This is a genomic window from Methylophilus sp. UBA6697, assembly GCF_002454655.1.
GTDB lineage: Bacteria > Pseudomonadota > Gammaproteobacteria > Burkholderiales > Methylophilaceae > Methylophilus.
The window spans coordinates 53,102-75,447 of record NZ_DKJH01000019.1 but is presented as its reverse complement, the minus strand read 5'-3'; the positions used below and the strand labels follow the sequence as shown (position 1 = coordinate 75,447).

15 protein-coding genes are annotated in these 22,346 nt (G+C 52.7%); 4 read left to right on the top strand and 11 right to left on the bottom strand.

Translation table 11 applies throughout. The annotated features are described in order from the left end of the window. Positions 1 to 16 precede the first annotated feature (16 nt). Positions 17 to 2,599 carry an ATP-dependent chaperone ClpB gene (gene clpB, locus B3355_RS05495; RefSeq protein WP_292781152.1) on the bottom strand — a complete coding sequence of 861 codons (2,583 nt, stop codon included), beginning with the start codon at positions 2,597 to 2,599 and terminating at the stop codon, positions 17 to 19. A gap of 119 nt (positions 2,600 to 2,718) precedes the next feature. Then, positions 2,719 to 3,903 (bottom strand): sialidase family protein, encoded by a 1,185-nt coding sequence (locus tag B3355_RS05490; RefSeq protein ID WP_414683410.1) that lies wholly within the window; start codon positions 3,901 to 3,903, stop codon positions 2,719 to 2,721. Between the two features lie 144 nt (positions 3,904 to 4,047). Here B3355_RS05490 and B3355_RS05485 point away from each other — a divergent pair, with 144 nt between their 5' ends. Further along, positions 4,048 to 6,990: an EAL domain-containing protein gene (locus B3355_RS05485; RefSeq protein ID WP_292781146.1), complete on the top strand. Its 2,943-nt coding sequence runs from the start codon at positions 4,048 to 4,050 to the stop codon at positions 6,988 to 6,990. Continuing rightward, positions 6,983 to 8,266 carry an HD-GYP domain-containing protein gene (locus B3355_RS05480; protein WP_019881472.1) on the top strand — a complete coding sequence of 428 codons (1,284 nt, stop codon included), beginning with the start codon at positions 6,983 to 6,985 and terminating at the stop codon, positions 8,264 to 8,266. The genes B3355_RS05485 and B3355_RS05480 overlap by 8 nt, the downstream gene beginning before the upstream one ends. A gap of 60 nt (positions 8,267 to 8,326) precedes the next feature. Here B3355_RS05480 and B3355_RS05475 read toward each other — a convergent pair whose 3' ends face one another. The 4 genes from B3355_RS05475 to B3355_RS05460 form a co-directional block, all read right to left on the bottom strand. After that, positions 8,327 to 9,844, bottom strand: coding sequence for a PepSY domain-containing protein (locus tag B3355_RS05475; protein WP_292781142.1), 1,518 nt, complete (start codon positions 9,842 to 9,844; stop codon positions 8,327 to 8,329). A 78-nt stretch (positions 9,845 to 9,922) separates the two neighbouring features. Further along, complete coding sequence (locus tag B3355_RS05470) at positions 9,923 to 11,989, bottom strand: TonB-dependent receptor family protein (RefSeq protein WP_292781139.1); 2,067 nt, start codon at positions 11,987 to 11,989, stop codon at positions 9,923 to 9,925. Between the two features lie 72 nt (positions 11,990 to 12,061). Then, positions 12,062 to 12,310, bottom strand: a complete 249-nt coding sequence (locus B3355_RS05465) for a helix-turn-helix domain-containing protein (RefSeq protein ID WP_019881469.1) — start codon at positions 12,308 to 12,310, stop codon at positions 12,062 to 12,064. A 63-nt stretch (positions 12,311 to 12,373) separates the two neighbouring features. Then, positions 12,374 to 12,808: a DUF2946 domain-containing protein gene (locus B3355_RS05460; protein WP_292781134.1), complete on the bottom strand. Its 435-nt coding sequence runs from the start codon at positions 12,806 to 12,808 to the stop codon at positions 12,374 to 12,376. Positions 12,809 to 12,870: 62 nt separating this feature from the next. On the opposite strand from B3355_RS05460, the gene B3355_RS05455 reads away from it, so the two are divergent. Then, a complete protein-coding gene (locus tag B3355_RS05455; protein WP_292781131.1) occupies positions 12,871 to 13,767 on the top strand; it encodes a DUF808 domain-containing protein in 897 nt (298 codons plus the stop codon). Positions 13,768 to 13,814: 47 nt separating this feature from the next. Beyond that, positions 13,815 to 16,148: a putative bifunctional diguanylate cyclase/phosphodiesterase gene (locus tag B3355_RS05450; RefSeq protein ID WP_292781128.1), complete on the top strand. Its 2,334-nt coding sequence runs from the start codon at positions 13,815 to 13,817 to the stop codon at positions 16,146 to 16,148. On the opposite strand, the gene B3355_RS05445 is transcribed toward B3355_RS05450, so the two are convergent. From B3355_RS05445 to murJ, 5 genes are read right to left on the bottom strand one after another with little or no spacing between them, the layout of a single operon-like run. Then, positions 16,120 to 16,437 (bottom strand): DUF1905 domain-containing protein, encoded by a 318-nt coding sequence (locus B3355_RS05445; RefSeq protein ID WP_019881464.1) that lies wholly within the window; start codon positions 16,435 to 16,437, stop codon positions 16,120 to 16,122. The genes B3355_RS05450 and B3355_RS05445 overlap by 29 nt on opposite strands. A gap of 14 nt (positions 16,438 to 16,451) precedes the next feature. Next, positions 16,452 to 16,934: a signal peptidase II gene (lspA, locus tag B3355_RS05440; protein ID WP_292781124.1), complete on the bottom strand. Its 483-nt coding sequence runs from the start codon at positions 16,932 to 16,934 to the stop codon at positions 16,452 to 16,454. Beyond that, the gene (gene ileS, locus B3355_RS05435; RefSeq protein ID WP_292781121.1) at positions 16,927 to 19,785 is read right to left on the bottom strand and encodes an isoleucine--tRNA ligase; all 2,859 of its coding nucleotides are present in this window, start codon (positions 19,783 to 19,785) and stop codon (positions 16,927 to 16,929) included. The genes lspA and ileS overlap by 8 nt, the downstream gene beginning before the upstream one ends. Before the next feature lie 52 nt (positions 19,786 to 19,837). Next, a complete protein-coding gene (locus B3355_RS05430; RefSeq protein ID WP_019881461.1) occupies positions 19,838 to 20,731 on the bottom strand; it encodes a bifunctional riboflavin kinase/FAD synthetase in 894 nt (297 codons plus the stop codon). Between the two features lie 16 nt (positions 20,732 to 20,747). Next, positions 20,748 to 22,292 carry a murein biosynthesis integral membrane protein MurJ gene (gene murJ, locus B3355_RS05425; protein WP_292781116.1) on the bottom strand — a complete coding sequence of 515 codons (1,545 nt, stop codon included), beginning with the start codon at positions 22,290 to 22,292 and terminating at the stop codon, positions 20,748 to 20,750. Positions 22,293 to 22,346 lie beyond the last annotated feature (54 nt).

Here is a 22,346-nt window from a genome sequence, read left to right as displayed (position 1 = left end):
CCACCCCATTCGCTGCTTAGCCTTTGCGAAACTGCATCTTCCCGGCCTGGAAGTCGACGCGAATCGTGTCTTTGGCGGCAAACTGCCCAGCCAGAATTTCACGTGCCAGCGGATTTTCGATTTCGCTCTGAATAGCACGTTTTAACGGCCGCGCGCCGTATACCGGGTCAAAGCCGGCATTGGCAATTTCAGCCAAGGCGGCATCACCGATCTCCAGTTGCATATCCATCGCGGCCACCCGTTTGGCCAGCAATTGCAACTGGATACTGGCAATCGATTTCACATGTGTTTCGCCTAGGGAATGGAACACCACGACCTCATCGATACGATTGATGAACTCAGGACGGAAATGCGTTTTCACTTCGCCCATCACGGCCAGTTTCACCACTTGGTAATCCTGGTCGGCCATGCTTTGTATCATCTGGCTGCCCAGGTTGGAGGTCATGATAATTACCGTGTTTTTAAAGTCCACCGTGCGCCCCTGGCCATCGGTTAGGCGACCATCATCCAGCACTTGCAACAAGACGTTAAACACATCCGGGTGCGCTTTTTCCACCTCGTCGAGCAACACTACAGAGTAAGGCTTGCGACGGACGGCTTCGGTCAGCGTCCCGCCTTCTTCGTAACCGACGTAGCCAGGCGGCGCGCCAATCAGGCGGGAGACTGAATGCTTCTCCATAAACTCGCTCATATCAATACGCACCAAGTGATCCGGGCTATCAAACAGAAAGTTAGCCAGCGCTTTGCACAACTCGGTTTTACCCACGCCGGTTGGCCCCAAGAACAAGAAGCTGCCATATGGGCGGTTAGGATCACTCAAGCCACTACGCGAACGACGAATCGCGTCCGACACCAGGCGTACCGCTTCATCCTGGCCAACCACGCGCTCATGCAAGCGGCTCTCCATATTAAGCAACTTTTCACGCTCACCAGTCATCATTTTGCTCACAGGAATGCCCGTCGCGCGGCTGACCACTTCGGCAATCTCGTCCGCACCGACTTCGGTGCGCAGCATCTTGTGTTTCACTGCACCATTGGCTTCAGCGGTCGACGCATGCTTTAACTGCGCTTCCAGTTGCGGCAATTTGCCATACTGCAACTCAGAGACTTTTTGCCAATCGCCTTTGCGCTTGGCGGCTTCCATGTCCAGCTTGATCTTTTCAATCGCCTCTTTAACCCCGGCAGAGCCTTGCACGGCGGCCTTTTCTGCTTTCCACACCTCTTCCAGGTCAGCGTACTCTTTTTCCAGCTTACTGATTTCGTCCTCAATCAGGCCAAAGCGTTTCTGGCTGGCTTCATCCTTTTCGCGACGCACCGCTTCACGCTCGATTTTGAGCTGAATCAAGCGGCGGTCGAGCTTATCCATCACCTCAGGCTTGGAGTCGATTTCCATCTTGATGCGCGAAGCTGCCTCGTCAATCAGGTCAATGGCTTTGTCTGGCAAAAAACGGTCAGTAATATAGCGGTTGGATAACTCAGCCGCCGCCACAATGGCCGGGTCAGTGATCTCTACGCCATGGTGCAGCTCGTATTTTTCCTGCAAACCGCGCAAAATGGCAATCGTCGCCTCAACACTCGGCTCATCGACCAATACCTTCTGAAAGCGACGCTCCAGCGCCGCATCTTTTTCGATGTATTTGCGGTACTCATCCAGCGTGGTCGCGCCCACACAGTGCAGCTCACCACGCGCCAGCGCCGGTTTCAGCATATTGCCCGCATCCATCGCACCCTCAGACTTGCCCGCGCCGACCATGGTGTGAATTTCATCAATAAAGACAATGGTCTGGCCTTCGTCTTGTGCCAACTCTTTGAGCACAGACTTTAAACGCTCTTCAAATTCGCCACGGTATTTGGCTCCGGCCAGCAAGGCGGCCATATCCAGGCTCAGTACTTTTTTGTTTTTGAGCGAATCTGGCACTTCGCCATTCACAATCCGTTGCGCCAGGCCTTCGACGATGGCCGTTTTACCGACACCAGGCTCTCCGATCAATACCGGGTTGTTTTTGGTACGGCGTTGCAATACCTGGATGGCGCGGCGAATTTCATCGTCACGGCCAATCACCGGATCGAGCTTGCCGGCACGCGCACGCTCGGTCAGGTCCAGAGTGTATTTTTTCAATGCTTCACGTTGGCCCTCCGCTTCCTGGCTGTTGACGGAGTCATTTCCGCGCACTGCCTTAATCGCCTGCTCCAGCGCAGCCTTATTCACGCCGTGCTGCTTGAGCAATTTACCAGTGTTGCCTTTGTCCTCGGCCAGTGCCAGCAAAAACATCTCGCTGGCAATATAACTATCGCCACTCTTTTGAGCCAGTTTGTCGGTGACATTTAACAGGTTGTTAAGGTCGCGCGAAACTGCGACATCGCCGCTGTTTTCACTGATTTTTGGCAAGGCATCAATTGCTTGTTGCAAGCCAGTTTTCAACGCACTGACTTGCGCGCCCGCGCGTGACAACAAGGCCGCAACACCGCTATCGTCCTGGTTGAGCATCGCCAGCAGCAAATGTGGCGCTTCAATAGTAGGGTGGTCGGCACCCACAGCCATGCTCTGGGCATCGGCCAGTGCCTGTTGAAATTTGGTGGTGAGTTTATCAAAACGCATGCAAACCCTTTCATTATTTAAAGTCATGCCGCAGCGCGCGGCTGGATAACCCTATAATGCGGCGGGTTTTTGCGTTTTCAATAGATGCAGATCAAATTGGCGCGACTTTAGTCAGTGGTTTAATGCGTAAACGGCACCAGTTGCAAGCCCTTATCGGCGCTGCTCACTGCCAGCGTTGCTTGCCCTTGCAGATAAAGCCATTGCGGATAATCGAGCTTGCTGCTGTGCACAATCACGACCTGTGCACCCCAGGTTCTACCGCCATCTGATGACGCCATCGCCACAATATCGGCGCCATTATGATCATGTTCTTGCCAGGCTAGCCAAACCTGATCGCCGACGCTCAATAATGCCGGATGACCTGCATTCCTTTTCGTGTCACCAAAGCGGCGCGGCGGCGAAGTCACCCAGGCCTGCCCATCCATACGCGCAATGCGCAAACCAGGTTTGTCACCCGCACCATCAAAATAAGCCAGGTGATAGCCAAACCCTTCACCCACAGCCAGGGTGGCGCCATGATGCGGGCAACCTTCTATTTTCCAATGGCCATAACTGGCACGCACCAGCACAGGCTTACCTACAGGGCTAATTTCGGCCATGGCATGATCGCGCTCGTTCCCTTCAAACACGTGCCGCCACAATACGGCCACAGTACCATCCGGCTTGCTGGTCATGGCAATGCGACAACATTCACAACTGTTATCGGCCAACTTCTGCTCAGGGCTGAAACTTTTGCCTTGATCGCGTGAAACCGCATAGTAAATCGCCGCGCCGTCATAGGCTTTCCCTGCAACTTTGGCTGCCAGCATATCCCGCTTATCCAGCCAGGCAACGGTAATCGTGCCATCTGCCGCCACTTGCAAAGCATCATAACGATGGGTGATTTGTTCACGGTGCTGATGCACGATATAAGGTGTTTCAAACCTTTTGCCGCCATCCAGTGATCGTGCAAACCAGATATTGCCCGCATGGTTTTTTTTCAGCGCCTCGGTCCAGCTGACATAGACGGCGCCATTGGCATCTGCTGCAATATTTGGCCGCGCTTCCGCGTCTGCCGCAATCTGCATCGGCGCAGGATTCACAGCGACTTCGGTGCTAAAATGCTTGCCGGTATCGTCACTGGCCGACACCCAGACCTGCCCCTGCCTGACCTGTGCCAGCAACACACGCCCGGCATGGTCTACCGCCACGCTGACGGCCAATTGACTTGCGGATGGTTCGTGATGGGACTCATGTGCTTGAACCACCTGTATCGATAGAAAAAAAGCCAGCCCCCACACCAGATTTGCCCACTGTTTGACCATCAATTGCCAACCCATCGCTTAATCAGAAGCACCCTTAAATTTACCTTAATTATCAAGCGTTAATGTCGCTAAAGTTTGCTTGCATTCGCGCCGATAACCACTTATCCGCACTACAACGCACACCGGACCGAAACAGATTTAACTATGTCATTACCAACCGTTTTTGATCATCATAGCACAGCATGGTTGCAGCCCTTGGCCGTCACCATGCCGGATACGCCTATGCTGGCCATCAATCGCCGTGCCCAGTGTCTCGCCATCAGCGGCTCAGCAAAAAACCTGCTGGGCGAACTCGCCGACGAGTTGCCCAAAGAGATTCGCCAACTGCTGGTTGAGGCCATACGCGAAGGCAAAACTGAATTAAGTATCAGCACGCAGATTCATGGCGCAAAACGCGATTTCAAATGCCGCGTCTTCTATCCACAATCGGGCCGCCGCGCCATTGGCCTGATGCTGGAGGAAGAAGAACGCACGCTGCTCGATCAATTGCTGCACATGCAATCAATTGTGCACTCACTGATCGAGATGAGCCCGGACCTGATTTGCATTAAAGATAACGAAAATCGCTGGATGATGGCCAACCAGCACATGCTGAACACCTTTCAGATCGATAGTTTTGACTATCAGTTCTTAAACAATTTGCAAATTGCGGATACCTTGCATCCGGTGTTCCGCAATAGCTTCGAGCATCACGAAAAATCTGACCAGCAGGTCTGGAAATCGCGCCAGGCGTATCACAACGAAGAGCTGGTGCATTTGCCACAGGGCGGTTACAAAACGCTGGAAGTGAATAAAGTCGCCTACCACGACCAGAAAGATCAACCCAGCCATCTGATTACCGTCGCGCGTGATGTTAGCGAACAGAAATTCATTCAAACGCAGTTGCTTAACCGCAGCGCGGTATTGGACACGTTGATTTCCTGCGACTGGATGTTGCACTCGGCCGAACGCTGGCAGAGTGTGGCGGAAAATGTATTGCAGCAATGCTGCCTGTCTTTCCGCTTTAGCCGTGCCGTATTGCTGCAACACGAAACCATTTCCAGCCGCAAGAAAACCGACATTCGCTCTAAAGCCTTGTTCCACTGGGCAATGAACGGCTTTCACGCCACTTACGAGCATTGGGAAAAGATTTCTTTCCTGTCGCCTGAACTGCAACGCTGGTATAGCCTGCTGTCCAAAGGCCAGCCGGTGATGTGTGACGCGCTCACACTGCCAGCGTCAGAACGCGCCTTGCTTAAATCGCATGACACCGTCAACCTGGTGATTGTGCCGCTCATGATTGATGATGAGTGGTGGGGCTCGATGGTGATTGAACGTTGTTTCGATGCCGAAAATACCAGCTCACAAGAGCTGGGCTCGTTAATGGCGATTGGCCGTACATTAAGTGTGGCGATTGACCGTGAACAAACCGGCAAACATCTCAAGCTGGCCAAAATCGCCTTTGACAGCACCACCGAAGGCATCATGATTGTGAACCCGGCGGGCGAGCTAGTCGGTATCAACCAGGGCTATACCCTGATCACCGGTTTTGAAGAAGCGGAAGTGCTGGGCACCAAGCCGCAGATTTTCAGGCAGCGTCCGCGTGGCCTGTTTGGTGCGCTCAAACGCCATGGCAAATGGTCAGGCGAAATTGAGAATATGCGCAAGAACGGCGACACTTATACCGAGTGGATGACCATTACCGCCGTGCGCAACCATGCCAATGCCATCACCAACTATGTGGGCGTGTTTGCTGACATCAGTGAAATGAAGCGTTCACAAACGCAGCTGAATTCACTGGTCAACCATGACCCGCTGACCGGGCTGCCTAACCGCAGGCTGATTAACCATTTGTTTACGCATGCGATTCAGCGCGCCAACCGCAATGAACAACAGGCAGCCGTACTGTTTATTGACCTGGACCGTTTTAAGAACATTAATGACAGTCTGGGCCACTATACCGGCGACCAGTTATTGCTGGGCGTCACTGAGCGCCTGCGTGCCACATTGCGTGAGTCTGATATTGTAGGCCGCCTGGGGGGTGACGAATTTATTATCCTGCTGGAAAACCTGCATGGCAAAGCCGATGCCGCGCAAAAAGCACATGACATCCTGGATGCGCTCAGACGCGAGTTCATGATCGACCACCATGAAATTTTTGTCGGCGCCAGCATCGGTATCTCCATGTATCCGCACGATGGCAACGATGTGGAAAGCCTGATTAAAGCGGCTGACCTGGCGATGTACCAGGTGAAAAATAACGGTAAAAACCACGTCTCGTTTTATGACGTGGCCCTCAGCCGCGATGCCGTAGAGCACTTCCAGCTGGAAACCGAGTTACGCCAGGCGCTAACCAAAAACCAGCTCAAGATGTTCTACCAGGCACAGATCGATTTAAATACCGGCATGATTATTGGCGCCGAGGCCTTGATACGCTGGATACACCCGGTGCAGGGCATTATTTCACCAGCGAAATTTATCCCGCTGGCAGAAGAAACCGGCTTGATTTTAAGCATAGGTGAATGGGCATTGGCACAAGCCGTGCGCCAGGCACACGCCTGGCACAAGAAGCATCCTGAATTCAAGAAAATTGCCATTAATGTCTCTGGCGTGCAAATCATGAAGAGCAAGTTTGCCGACACCGTGTATGGCATCCTGATGGAAAGCGAGTGCGACCCTTCTATTATTGAGCTGGAAATCACCGAAAGCACGCTGATGCAGCATACCCAGCATGTGGTCGACACCTTTAACCAGTTAAAACTGCTGGGGGTCAGCATTGCCATTGACGACTTTGGCACCGGCTACTCCTCGCTCTCGCACCTGAAACGCTTACCGCTGGACCAGATCAAGATTGACCGCAGTTTTGTCAAAGACCTGCCAGATGATAAAGACGATGCCGCCATTACCAGCGCGATCTACGCGATGGCGACACAGTTAGGATTCACCGTTGTTGCCGAAGGGGTCGAAACCGAAGAACAGGAAAAGTTTTTACAGCGACTGGGCTGCCAGACAGCACAGGGCTATCTGTATGCTTATCCGGTGAACTCGGACGACTTTTTACAGTTACTAGTGTTAAATAATCAAAGAAAAATAAAACGCCATGCCTAATCACGCCTCAGATACCTACTATATCGACATAGACCAGCTTCAGATCGGTCTCTACATCCACCTCGACCTGGGCTGGATGGATCATCCATTTTCGGTGAGCAACTTCAAGATCACGGATGAATCGCAGATTGAGACCATCAAGTCCTTGGGATTAAAGCAGCTACGTTATGACCCCAGACGCAGCTCCAGCATGCCACTGAGGATCGCGCCTCAGCAGAATGTGGTTGAGTTTCCGCTGAAAAAAGCCGCCTCACCCAAAGTGGAAATCATTGATGCCGCACCGGAGTTGAGCGCCGCCCAGAAGAAACAACTGGCGCTGAGGCAGGCAATTGCGGAAAGCGAACAGAAGTTCATGAAAACCAGCACTGAAGTGAGAAACATTCAGAAGCTGTCGACGGAACATCCCGAGCAGGCCTATGGCATAGCTTCCAGGCTGGTAGAAGACCTGGTCACCAGCACCCTGACCGAGAGCGACATTGCGATTCATGCCATGAATGGTCACCGCGTCAGTGACCAGCACTTCCAGCATGAATTGAACACGCTGGTGGTGGCGATGTTGCTGGCTAAAAACCTGGATATCACTGATGAAGATGTCGTGATTTTAGGCATGTCGGCCATACTGCACGACATTGGCAAACGCCAGATCAGTGACAAAATCCTGCTGAAAAAAGACCCGCTCAGCGTGCGTGAAACCGCTATTTACCAAACGCACGTGTTGCTGGGCATGAATATGCTGCGCGATGTCGCCGTCCCTAAAAAGATACTGACACTGATTTCACAGCATCATGAGTTTGCGGATGGCACAGGCTACCCGAAAGGCCTGCATTGCGACCAGATTGATCCGTTATCGCATATTCTCATCATTGCGAATATGTACGACAACCTGTGCAATCCGTCCAACCCGGCATTCACCAAAACACCTTACGAAGCCTTGAGTGTGATGTTTGCCCAACAACGACACCAGTTTGACCAAACCATCCTGCGGCGCTTTATCAAATGCCTGGGCATTTACCCGCCTGGCAGCGTGGTTCGCCTGTCAGACCAGAAACTGGCTACGGTGCTGTCGACCAACCCGCAACAACCTTTGCGCCCGTTTATTCAAATGCTGAGTGATGACCGCGAAGAAGAAGGCGATATTATCGACCTTCGGGAAGCGCTGGATATCAATATTATCCAGTGCCTGAAACCAGAGCAGCTACCTACTATCCTGCAAAACAGGCTGCGTTTAAAACAGCGTACCAGCTACTTCCTGGACAAGATTTACGCCACGTCTTAAAGTGCTGCGCCCTGGAAGAGATGCCCGCTGGGCATCCGCTTCCAGTCGCATAGCGACCTGTTAGCTGCGTTTTCTGGCAAACAGGTAAGCGCCTAGCAAGCCGGTCAGGCTTACGGCCAATGCAGCAAAGATCGCTAGCAAGTCGCGCACATCTTTATTCACAGACTGAAAACTCCATTTGTGCAGATAGGCAAAAATAAAACCTTCCATGCCATCCGTGTCATCTATATTGGCCGCCAGCGCCCCTGTGGCAGGCTCCAGGTAGAATCGCGCGTGATGTGCCTGTGTGGTTTGTACTTTTAACACGGGCAGGCGTTTAAAAACAAACCCATATTCATTGGCAAAGGTGGTGATCCACTGCACTGATGCAATCGCTGGTAATGTGTTTTCGGCCATGATGGTCAGCCATGCCGATGCATATGCCTCGGGCGTCAGTGCCGTCACCTCATGCGGCCCGGTAAACCATAACGCAGGCGCAGCCGGGGCATGTGACATGGCTGCATGATGTTGGTCATGCTGGTGTTGACCTTGTTGTTGGTGATGCTGATGCATGGCCGCCACCTGCGCAGAAGGCAAGCCTTGCGTGCCAGAAGACACGGGAATGATTTGCCAGAACAGTGTTGACCCACGGCCATAAATATCCAGTTTCAATACCGGGCCGGTTGCCAGCTGTGACCAGGCAGTTTCACTGAGCGCGGCGCTGTCGCTGGCAAACACCGTGTGCAATATTGGCCGGCGCTGTTGAATATCAGACATCCACAAATGAAATAAACCTGTACTGGCGAGCAAGAGAATCACCAGAGACACCCATAAGCCGAACTCACGGTGCCACCATTGCAGGGCCCAGCGTTTTAAGCGATAAGGCGCCGTTTTGCGTTGCTTGATGTAAAGAATGATACCAGTCACCGCCGACGCCAGAATTAAAACCAGCACCAGGGTCGCCGCGGCCAGTTGCAGCGTAGAGCAGGCCTGCAAAAATGACCAGTTATGGCCGAACTGAAACACTTTGGTCAAGAATGCACGCCGGTCGTCCACCAGCGTCGCCAGCCTGGATTGCTCGGTATCCACATAGGCGCGCAAACCTGCAGCGTCCGCGTAGGCGACTTTCCATACTGGCAGTAAACGATTGACCGGATGGTAATCTGGCTCAAACTCGCTCACAGCCTGCACCGCACGAATGGATTGCGCCTGCAGCCCGCTGTAGTAATTAGCCAGGCTCTTTGCCGCGGCCTGCTCGGCGCCGACACGCTCTGCACCACTGGTCACAGAAAAGTATCTAGGATCCGCATTTGGCAAGGCAATACGGTAATAGCCCTGCCCCGCTAACGAAACCAGGCTAATGTGCTGAAATTGCGTGATCGCCTGTTGCTGCAAAATCGCGGGCAACGGCACTGCCTGACGGAGATCCACGGCTTGCAACGGCGGCATAAATTGCCGGGGCGCCGGTTGCAAGCGGCTCATCATCGGATGCGAAGCCCCAGAGAGGCCCCACAACACCATACCGATACAGGCGATCACCCCTATCCATTGATGCCAAAACAACCAGCCACGCTGGATTTTTCTCTGTTGATTACTCATCTCTGCTTCCATATTGCCGCTACATATGATGCTTTAATCATGCCGGACAGCCCGGCAAACCATTGCCGGGCACACTCGTTAATAAGTCCAGGTCACCCCCAGGTAAGCCGTGCGGCCATCGCCTGGGAAAAACTGGGCTTGGCTGGTAAAGGCACGCGTTGCATCGGCAACGACCCCGGTTGTCGCCGCATATTTCTGGTTAGCCAGATTACGTCCTTCAATAAACCATGACCAGTGCTGGTTGATTTTCTGACCGGCCTTCATCCCCCACAGGAAATAACTGTCGGCATACAGGGTTTCTGCAAAGTCGACGTTATAGCGCTGTGGCGACCACTCTATGGTCGGGCCAATGTAGAAGTTTTCGAGTACATCACTGCCACGGTAAACCAACTCGGCACGCAGCAAAGAGCGCTGAATACCTGGCAGGCGATTGCTGCCGAAAGTCGGGTCATTATCCAGTTTGAAATCGTTAATCAGCAAGCTGGAACGCCATTGCAAGCTGTAAGGCAAACGGGCTGTCAGGCCGAATTCGAGACCACGATGGATGGTTTTTCCCGCATTAATGGTTTGGCTGGCAAATGGCGAACCGGCTGCGCCGACCTGTAGCAACTCATCCTGCAAGCGTGCCTGATAAAACGCCACATCCCAGTCAACAAACTCACTATTACCACGTGAGCCAATTTCAAAGGTGGTGCCTTTTTGTGCCTTGAGGCTGCTCACTACCAGGCTGTTCAGCTCGCCAAAACTCGGCGGTTCAAAACTGCGCGAGGCATTGGCAAACACTTGCACCTGTGGCTGCAACTGATACAGCACGCCCAGTTTCGGGCTAGTCTGGCTATACGTTTTATCCACGCTCTGGTCACCGCTGGCAGTGATCATCTGGTCTTGAGAGTCGCGCTTGGATTTTGCATACTGCAACCCAGCAATCACCGTCCATTGCTCATCCAGGCTTAGGCGATCTTCGAGATAGGTTTCGAAGTTAGTGGCTTTCTGGTCGAAATCATTGAGCAAGGCACCGCGTCTGGCATTGACGTTTAAATAGTTTTTTGCATCAGTGCGTCCACGTGTAGGCGACAGCCCGGCCACAAACTCGTTTTTGAGGCCGAACAACTCGCCCTGGTAAGCCCAGCGCGCAGTCAAACCAATATCGTATGACTCTTGATCAATCACGCCGGTGGTGTCACCAAAGTTGCCAATCGGGTGGAACAAGCCCTTGCGCGCATAATAAGCCCCCAGTTCCAGCTTGCTCTGGTCAAACAAAATAGTGGTCTTGTTTGCCACACGGGTGACATTGATATTACGTTGGTTAATGCCTTGACCAGCAGTCACGGTCGCCTGTTTCGGATCATCTTTTAACTGCGCTTTGGTCAGGCTACTTGAAAGTTGTGAGTCATTATTGACGTAGCCAAAGAAGAAGCGGGTTTCCACCTGCTCATTGAGCCGGATGCCCACATTCCCGGTCAGGCGGTCTGCACCTTGCTGTGCGTTATCGCGGAAACTGTCTGAATGGTATTTACTGGCACTGACAAAGTAGTCCACGTTATCTTTGACGCCGCCCGTGCTAACACCGAGTCGATAATAGCCGTAACTGCCACCCTCTGAGCGCACTTCCAGCGCAGGCGCCGTGTAACCGGTGCGGGAAATAAAGTTGATGCTACCGCCCAGGTTGGTCGAACCATACTGCAAGGCATTGGCGCCACGATAGACTTCAATATAATCCGTTGCCATCGGGTCAATCGCTGGAAAATCAAAGCCACCATCGGCCAGGTTAACGGCAATACCATCTTGCATCAGTTTCAAGCCACGGCCATGAAAGGTACGTTGCAAACCGGAACCACGAATGGACAGGCGGGTTTCTTCGGCACCAAAGCGTGACTGTGCCAATACACCCGTCGCCATGCCCAGCGTATCCTGCATATTGCTGGTACGCCCTTCACGCACGGTTTCCATATTGACCACGGTGGTGCCGCCTGCGGTTTTTGACAGGTTTTCTTTTGCCGTTTCTATATCCGGCTGTGTCAGTGACGCTTTGTTTTTCTTTGCCACCACTTTGACTTCATCAAGATGGACCGTGCCCTCATGCTCGGCCTGTGCCAGATAAGGCACAGCGGCCAAAATAGCCAGGCAGATTTTTGTTTTGTTCATATTGTATTCCCTTATTTTTCTACGCAATGTGCACTGCCTGCAATCAGGCAAGCAGTGCAATCTTCCTAAAGATCAAGCTGCAAACACTTGCCTGACAGCACTTTCTGGCTGCCAGCGGATCAAGGCGCTGATGTCGCAAGCGAAATAAGTGCATAGCTTGCCCAAATGCTCGGTGCATGCGTTGTAGGTAGGGTTTTTGACCATGCGGTGCAAAGTCATGCGGCTGATGCCAGTGGACTCGGCAATTTCTTTGAGGGTGATGTGGCGTTTCCACTCCACCTGCTTGGCAAATATCATTGCCTGTAGGTTGATAATAATCATGAGATGACTCCATTCATGCCTGGGACACAGGCAGACGCTAAACCCGTCAAATAATTGACGGAACTAGATTGCGCGTGGAGTCAGAGGGGGCGCGCGACTGGTGTGCGCAGTGGGGTAAAAATTGGAAACAACCGGGGCGCGATACTCGCTCAGTGCGATATCGGCCTGGGCTTGCTGAAACAGGATATAGGCCGGGCTGGGTGATGGAACGACCACATCATCCATTGCCATATGGCAGAATGGACAATGATTGAGGTGATGGCTAAGTGACACCGGCTTTTGAGACGGCTGGTAGTCGATCAGCGTGGCGCGTAACTTGCCTTGCGTAGTGAGCACCTGAATCACCAACTTGCCGCCCTGGGAAGAACACACTTCCTGTACAAAGGTTTTGCCACTCTGCATGGGAAAAGCCAAACTCAAACTGGGGACGAGCGCTGCCAGCATGATTGCCATCAAGGCCATGCGTGCCATCCACTGTTGAAATCTGCGCGTTACCATGCCGCTATTCTAACGGGAATCCTTTAGAATAAACAACTATTCCCATTGATACAGGACAAACCATGGCCGGATCCAGCCTGCTGGCATTACTCGATGACATCACCACTATGCTCGACGACGTGTCGGTGATGAGCCAGTTAGCGGCAAAAAAAACGGCCGGTGTGCTGGGCGATGACCTGGCCCTCAATGCACAGCAAGTCACCGGTATTGCGGCAAACCGTGAGTTACCTGTGGTATGGGCCGTGGCCCGCGGCTCATTTATTAACAAGCTGATCCTGGTGCCTGCGGCTTTACTGATCAGCGCCTTTTTACCCTGGCTGATTACGCCCTTACTCATGCTTGGCGGTGCTTTTTTGTGTTTTGAAGGCTTTGAAAAAGTCTGGCACAAACTGCATCACAACGCCAAAGAAGACGCACATGCACAAGCCTTACATGTGGCCATGCAGCAACCGCAGGCTGACCTGGTGGCGCTGGAGCAAGAAAAAATCAAAGGCGCAGTGCGCACTGACTTTATCCTGTCGGCCGAAATTATCGTCATTGCCTTAGGCGTGGTGGCCGATGCTGCGCTGACGCAACGCATCCTGGTGTTGTCTCTGATTGCGGTGGTCATGACCATCGGTGTGTATGGCCTGGTGGCCCTCATCGTCAAAATGGATGATATTGGTTTATGGCTGATGCAACGCCCAGGGACACACCTGCCGTCGCAAGCGACGCGTAAACTCGGCTGGGGCATGGTGCAAATCGTGCCGCATTTAATGCGCTTACTCAGCGTGCTGGGCACGGCGGCCATGTTCCTGGTGGGCGGCGGCATCATCGTGCATGGCATACACCCACTACACGCGCTGGTTGAGCAGTTTTCACAATGGTCATGGCTGATGAACGCCGCCGTTGGCGTACTTGCTGGCGCACTGTGTGTTGGATTAATGCATATCGTGAAACTAATTGTCGATAGGGACTAGTTTTTTTCTAACCCCTTGTTAGAATTGACAAAAAACAAGGGGGCTGCATGACACTTTCGCGTAAAGTTATTGTTGTTGCTGTATCTGTTTTATTGCTTTGCCTAGCGGCCTCCTTCAACGCGACGCCTAAAACAGCGCTATGGCTGGACAACGTCCACTGGATGTCGACCATCAGTGCCTGCCTCATGCTTGCCCTCCTGGGTTATTTCCGCGCCAACCCCGCACATCGCGCCTGTAAAGGCTGGTTTGTCATTGGTGCCATCGCCTACTTTACCGGCGGCGTATTATGGATATTTCAAGTCCTGACGCATCAAACCGCCTTCCCGGCACAATCAGATATTTTTTACCCATTATTGGGCCCCTGCCTCATCATTGGCTTTATCACTGCCCTGCGCAGCCAGCTCTCGCGCTCAAAAACCTGGGCATTTACCATCGACGCCGCTTCATTCAGCATTGCCATCCTCGGCTATGTGCTGATTTCTTATTTACCACAGTCGGCAGATGTCAGCCTGCTACAACTGGCAGTGCTCACCGCCTACCCGGCCAGCATGCTCAGCGCCGCTCTGGTTTCGCTGCTACTCATTCCTTATTTAAGACCGGCCTGGATGATGCCCTGGCTGCTACTCAGTGCCGGGCTCGCCCTGCTAGGCATCTGCTGGATGCAATGGAACCTGAATGCACTCAATCACAGCCCGCAAACCAGCCTCTGGATTAACTATGGCTTCTCCGTCGCCGACCTGCTGATCGGCAGCGGGCTTTACGGCTGGCAAGTGCGCATCGCCAAAAAAACCGCATTCCATCGCCAATGCCGCCGCTTGCGCAGCTGGATTCCGGTGATTGCCGTGGTATTCAGTATCAGCACCCTGCTGCTGATCTGGTGGCAAAGCGGCCCGCACCCGTATGCTTACCATATTGCGATCGGCTCGGTGACATCGATACTGATTTTCTCCGCCGTCAGGCAAAGCATTTTATTGCGCGAAAGTGAGAAACTGCTGCGCGCCGAAAAACGCCTGGCCGAAAAAGAGATGGAGTACCTGCAACTATCGCGCAGTGACCCGCTCACGCGCCTGCCCAACCGGCTGGCCATGCTCAACCTGCTCGAACATGCCATCATTAACGCCGCTAACGACAGCGGCATGGTGGCCCTGCTGATGGTTGATTTAAAGCACTTTCAAAGTATTAATGACAGCTTTGGCCATCGTACCGGCGACCTGTTTCTGCTCGAAGTTGCCCAGCGCCTGCAATACATCACCAATGACTGCGGTGAACTCGGCCGTGTGCATGGCGACAAATTTGCCCTGATTGTCACACGCCACAAAACCGATGCGGAGCTCGTGCACCTGGCACACAACTTATGCAAAATCGTGCACAAACCCGTCTTGGCAGAAGGCCATGAATTAATCCTAGATGCCTGCATCGGTATCAGCCTCTACCCGCGCGATGCCAGTAATGCAGACCAGCTTGCGCGTAATGCCAATACCGCCCTTGCCCACGCTAAACGCTCAACCCAGCACCTGTTTTTATTTTATTGCAAAGAACAAACCAAACTGGCGCAAAACCGTTTCCGGCTGGATGTGCAACTACGCAAAGCGATTAAAAAACAGGAGTTCTTTTTACAGTTTCAGCCTATCTTCAACCTGAACCAACAGGCGCAACCGCGCATCGCTAATATTGAAGCCCTGATCCGCTGGCGCAATAACAAAGGCGATATTATTTCCCCGGCCGAATTTATCCCTTATGCCGAGCAATCCGGGCTGATTTTGCATATTGGTGAATGGGTCATCAGCGAGGCTTTTCGTCATTTATCCGTATTGATGCAGCAAAGCGGTCAAACAGTAGGCTTATCCATCAATATTTCACCACGCCAATTCCGCGACCACAGCCTGCCTTTGCGTATTAGCCAACTGTTGCAACAATACGCAATCCCACCTGCGCTCATTACCCTTGAAATCACCGAGAGTGCCGTTTTTGAACACGAGGAACAGGCGCTGGAAATTCTCAAGCAACTTAAAGAGCTAGGCGTACGCGTATCACTGGATGATTTTGGCGTCGGCAACTCATCGCTGTTTAAACTCAAGCACTTGCCGATTGATGAACTGAAGATAGACCGTGCATTTATGGTTGATGTGCCAGACAGCACCGCTGACAGTGAGATTGTCAGCACCATTGTGAAAACAGCAGGTATTCTGGGGATTTCGGTGGTGGTTGAAGGCATAGAAACCCAGGCCCAACTCGACTTCTTACGTGACACCGGCTGCGACTGCATTCAGGGATTTTTGCTGGGCAGGCCGATGCCCATAGAGGACATACACAAACTATTGACCGCCAGCCAGCCAGGCGGCGGGTTGATGTCTAAAACAGAACTGTTAATGACACGCTAACTTCACTGCCCACCGTGACTGCCAGGCGCTTACGGACGTCTGCCTTTAAAAACAGCGCATAACGTTTACCCTCAAACGCCGGGAATATAGAGGTTTGCCACTGCTGGTCACCCATGCTTACCGCCACTTTCACCGCACCCCAGCCACGGCGCTTGGTCTGGTGATATTGACTCAGCGTGTGAATTTCATCTGACATGGCCGCCGGTAAGCTGACATAGTGCCAAGTGCTTTTACTGCCTAACCACTGTTTGATGATATCGCTAAAGGTATATTGCAGCCCATCCATCATGGCCTCGCTTCTAGCTACAACGATGTGTTCGGCTGTTTAAAACTATCCAGCATCAACAGGCCCACCCCGACGCAAATAGCGCTATCGGCGACATTAAATGCCGGCCAGGCCCATTGCTGATAATAGAACAACAAAAAATCCACCACATAGCCCAGCGTTAAACGGTCATACAAATTACCCAAGGCACCACCCAATACCAGCGCCAAGCCAAAGCAGAACAATTTTTTCTGCGGATGCTTGACCAACAAATACACCATCACTGCAGAGGCCAGCGTAGAAACCGCCGTAAAAAAACCATGCTGCCAGCCACCGGCATTGGCCAGAAAGCTGAAGGCCGCGCCAGTGTTGTGGTAACGCACCAGGTCAAAAAAGCCCGTGACCGGTAGGTGTTCGCCGTAGACAAAAGCCTGCTGCACCAAATGCTTGGTGTACAGGTCGAGAACGATCACAACCGCGCTCAATATCAACCAAGGCAAAGCCGAACGCAGTTTAAGCATATTTGCGTACTTCACCACTGCCAAACAGGTTGCTTACGCAACGGCCACAAATGGTCGGATGCGCCGCATCACTGCCGACATCGGCACGGTAATGCCAGCAGCGGTCACATTTCTGGTGTGTACTAGGTTTAACCACGATTTTCTGCGCAGTTGCATCGGCCACTTTATAAGTAATCGCGCTGGAGGTGATCATGACAAACCGCAAATCATCCTGCAGACTGCTCAATGCGTCGAATGCTTCAGTGGCGACATGAAACTCCAGCTCCGCTTGCAATGAAGAGCCAACTTTGCCCTCACCACGCAACACCTCAATTTCCTTAGCAGCTTGCGCGCGCAAGGCAATCACGGTTTGCCAGTGTTGCAGTTGGCTGTCGCTCAAACCACACTCCGGCAAGCCATACCAGTCTTCTTCAAACACTGTAGCAACGCTATCCAGGCCCAGTGTCTGCCAGATTTCATCGGCCGTGAAACTCAAAATCGGCGCCATCAGGCGCATCATGGCATGTGTGATGTGATGCAAGGCGCTTTGTGCCCCACGGCGTGCATGCGAAGTTTCACCGCTGGTATACAGGCGGTCCTTGAGGATATCGAGGTAAAAACCACCTAAATCTTCAGAGCAGAATCCAACGAATTTCTGCACTGCCAAGTGAAATTCGTACCTATCGTAATCTGCCAGAATGCCGTTTTGCAATTGCTGCGTCAGGTGCAGTGCATAGCGGTCAATCTCCAGCCATTGATCGACGGGCAGCAGGTCTTTGCTGGCATCAAAATCAGCCAGGTTTGAGAGTAAAAAGCGCAAGGTATTACGGATACGACGATAGCCATCGGCCACGCGCTTGAGGATCTCGTCGCTGATGGTCAGCTCGCCGGAATAATCGGTCGACGCTACCCACAGACGCAGAATATCGGCGCCATAGGTATCCATGACCTTTTGTGGCGCGACGACGTTACCTTTGGATTTACTCATTTTATGACCCGCGCCATCGACCACAAAACCATGCGTCAGCAAGGCTTTGTATGGCGCGTTGCCGTCAATCGCGCAACCGGTCAATAAACTGGACTGGAACCAGCCTCGGTGCTGGTCTGAGCCTTCGAGGTACAAGTCAGCCACTGGCTGGTGCTGAGCCTCACGCAGTTTGGCGGTAGCGGACAAAGTAGGATGCTGCTCCGAGCGCACCACAGCATAATGTGTCGCACCAGAGTCAAACCAGACGTCCAGCGTGTCAGTCACTTTTTTATACCGCTCGGCATTCGCCGGTGCGTGTTGTGCCAGGAAAGCAGCACCATCTAAGCTAAACCAGGCTTCGATGCCCTGTTGTTCCACTTGTTTGCACACGGTTTCCAGCAATTGCGCAGTGTCAGGGTGCGGCTCACCGGTTTCTTTATGCACAAAAAACGGCATAGGTACGCCCCAGTTACGCTGACGTGACACGCACCAGTCCGGACGATTCTTGATCATGGCTTCCAGGCGTGCACGGCCCCAGCTCGGGAAGAACTGGGTCGCATCCACGGCGGTATTCGCGTGCTCACGCAAGGCCTTGCCATCTGGGCCGACAGAGTTCATGCCGATAAACCACTGGTGCGTCGCCAATTGCATCAGTGGCGTTTTATGACGCCAGCAATGCGGGAAGCTGTGGTTCAAACGCGCAGAGGCCAACAACACGCCATTTTCCTGCAACTTGGCCAGGATGATCTTGTTAGCATCCTGGCGACTCAGGCCGCGGATTTCTACAAATTCAACCAACTCGCTGCTAAAGAATTTGCCATCACCACCAATGAGTACGCGCGGTTTTTCATTAGGGAAATTGGCGCGCATCACCAACCAGTCATCGTTACCATGGGCGGCAGCCGTATGCACCAGGCCGGTACCGGCATCGGTCGTCACGTGGTCACCCGTGATCACTGGCACCTGGCGGTTGTCGAACGGATGCTGTAACAGCAAACCACGCAAAGCTTCGCCCTTGCAACTGGCGATGACAGAAGTATTTTCTTCGGTATATCTGGCCAAGGTTTTTTCTGCCAGATCACGCACCAGGATCAGCAAGCCTTTGCTGGTTTGAATCAGGTCATAATCCAGCTCGGCATTCACGCTTACCGCCTGGTTAGCAGGTAGCGTCCATGGCGTGGTAGTCCAGATCACAGCATAGGCATCACCATTCACGGCAGTACCAAATGCTTTGCTCAAGGCAGCGTTATCGACGACCTTAAAGCCAACATCAATCGCAGGCGAATTGACGTCTTCGTATTCCACCTCGGCTTCAGCCAGGGCAGAGCCGCAGTCTACACACCAGTGCACCGGCTTGGAGCCTTGATACAGATATCCATTCTGGTAGATATCACCCAGGGCGCGCATGATATCGGCCTCGGTATTAAACGCCATGGTCAGGTAAGGATGATCCCAGTCACCCAATACGCCCAGGCGGATAAAGTCTTTTTTCTGCTTCTCGACCTGCTCGGCAGCGTAGGCACGGCACAGCTCGCGGAACTTGGCCGGATCAATATTCTTGCCGTGATTTTTCTCTACCACCAGCTCGATCGGCAGGCCGTGGCAATCCCAGCCCGGCACATAAGGCGCGTCAAAACCACCCATGGTTTTGGCCTTGATGATGATGTCCTTGAGGATTTTATTGACGGCATGACCAATGTGAATATCACCGTTGGCGTACGGCGGGCCATCATGCAGGATAAAGGCTGGCGCGCCTTTACGTTTGGCACGGATGCGCTCGTACACCTTGCGCTCTTGCCAGCTTTTTAACCAGGCGGGTTCGCGCTTGGACAAATCACCGCGCATGGGAAAACTGGTTTCAGGTAAATTCAGTTTATATTTTGAATCTTTGGTTTGGTCAGTCATTTAAATATCCAAAAAATCAGCCACAGATTGATGGCTGATTGATGTTCAGCGTTTATCCGTGGCTAAAATATTGTTTCGCCTGCAAGGCATCCAGCGCAATTTGCGCCTTCAATGCATCCAGCCCGGCAAACTTTTGTTCGTCACGCAGTTTATGAAAAAACTGCACATGCACATGCTGATCGTAAAGATCACCATTAAAATCAAACACATGCACTTCAAGCTTGAGTTTGGGGATGCCTTCCAGAGTCGGCCGGTTACCCAAATTGGCAACCGCCGGTAAATTGTTCAATTTTACCGCATAAACCCCGGTCAGTGCAGGCCGTTCGTGGCGCATATGTACATTGGCTGTCGGGTAACCTAACTGGCGTCCGAGCTTGGCGCCATGTACCACCTTGCCGCTAATGCTGTATGGGCGATCAAGCAAAGTATGCGCCTTGACCAGTTCGCCTGCCGACAGCGCATTACGTACCAGGGTGCTGGAAACGCGCTCGCCATGCAATTGCACTTCAGGCAGTGGGATCACGTTGAAGCCGTGTTCAATCAGCGTTTGCACCGTGCCTGCGCGCTTGGCACCAAAGCAGAAATCTTCGCCGACCATGACCACATTGGCATTCAGTTGCTGACGCAACACCTGCATGAACGTGGCCGGGCTTTGTGCTGCAAATGCCTGATTGAAGCGCTGCACATACACATGCTGCACGCCGCATTCGGCAAAATACTCCAGTTTTTCGCGCATCGACGCCAAACGGGCAGGCGCCTTTTGTGGCATGAAGAACTCACGCGGATGCGGTTCAAAAGTCATCACTGCGGGTGTGATTTTGTAGGTGTGTGCATAAGCGACCAGTTGGCGCAACAAAGCCTGGTGCCCCAAATGCATGCCATCAAAATTACCGATCGCAATCGCTTGCGGCGAGGACGCAGCTGGAATATGGCGAAATATCTGCATTACCTAGTCATCCGTTTCATTTAGCCACCCGTTTCATAAAGTCTCTTGGCCTGAAACCGAGCAAGCCGAGTGCGGCGAAGTACACACTCATGCCCAGCACCACGATACCCGCCAGATGCGACATACGCGTTAATGTCGCCATGGCCAGCCAATCGCTGGACCAGGTCGCCGCCGCATGTAACACCAGCGCCATCACCGTCACCGCAATCAGCAGTTTAAGCAAGAATAATAGCCAGCCAGGCTGCGGCTGATAAGCTCCCGTTTTCTGCAAAGTAACCCATAGCAAGGTCGCATTGAGGCAAGCACCAAGGCCAACAGACAGCGCCAATCCGGCATGCTGCAAAGGCGTCAACTGCAAGAAAGCCACGTTCATGATTTGCGTCACAACCAAGGTAAAGATGGCGATCTTAACCGGCGTTTTCACGTTTTGGCGCGCATAAAACCCCGGTGCAAGCACCTTGACCATAATCAGGCCCAACAGGCTGAGGCTATAAGCAATGAGTGCGCGCTCGGTTTGCAACACGTCCATAGCGGTGAATTTACCGTAATAAAACAGGCTAGCAACCAAAGGCTTGGAAAGCACAGCCATCGCCACCGCTGCCGGAATGGCCAGCATAAAGGTCAGGCGTAAGCCCCAGTCCAGCAACAATGAAAACTCGGCGCTGGATTTATCTACGTGCGCCTTGGATAAACTCGGCAGCAAGATCGTGCCTAATGCCACGCCGAGTACGCCGGTCGGAAATTCCATCAGGCGATCAGCGTAATATAACCAGGACACGCTACCGGTTGGCATAAATGAAGCAAAAATATTATTCAGCACGATGGAAATCTGCGCCACAGACACGCCAAAAATAGCGGGGCCCATCAACTTGAGAATGCGGCGCACGCCTTCGTCCTCAAAGTTAAGTGCATAGCGCGGCAACATGCCTATCTCTTGCAGGTAAGGTAACTGATACAGTAACTGGATAATACCGCCCACAAATACTGCCCAGGCCAATACATAGACGGAGTTGTGAAAATGCGGCGCAATAAAAATCGCCGCCGTGATAAAACTCAAATTGAGCCAGACCGGCGTAAAGGCAGGCACCTGGAACTTGCTAAAGGCATTGAGTACCCCGCCTGCCATCGATACCAGCGAAATAAACAGGATGTAAGGAAAGGTGATACGCAACAGCTCAGTGGTCAACGCAAACTTGGCCGGGTCATGCACAAAGCCCGGTGAGGTCAGGCGCACAATCAGCGGCGCAGCCAACATGCCGACAATAGTAATCGCCACCAGAAACAGGCCAAGCAAACTGGCCACATGGTTAATCAGCGCCTTGGTCGCCTCCGGCGTACGCTGCTTGCGATACTCGGAAAGGATAGGCACAAAGGCCTGGCTAAACGCGCCTTCGCCAGAAATACGGCGCAACAGGTTAGGGATTTTAAACGCCACAAAAAACGCATCGGTGGCCATGCCCGCGCCAAAAATACGGGCGATCAGCGTGTCACGTACAAAGCCGAGCAGGCGCGAAATAAACGTCATGCCACCCACAGTGGCCAGAGCTTTGAGCAAATTCATAAATGATGGAAAATACGCGCCTTAGTCTATTTTTGGCAGCTTATCGCTAGCAGC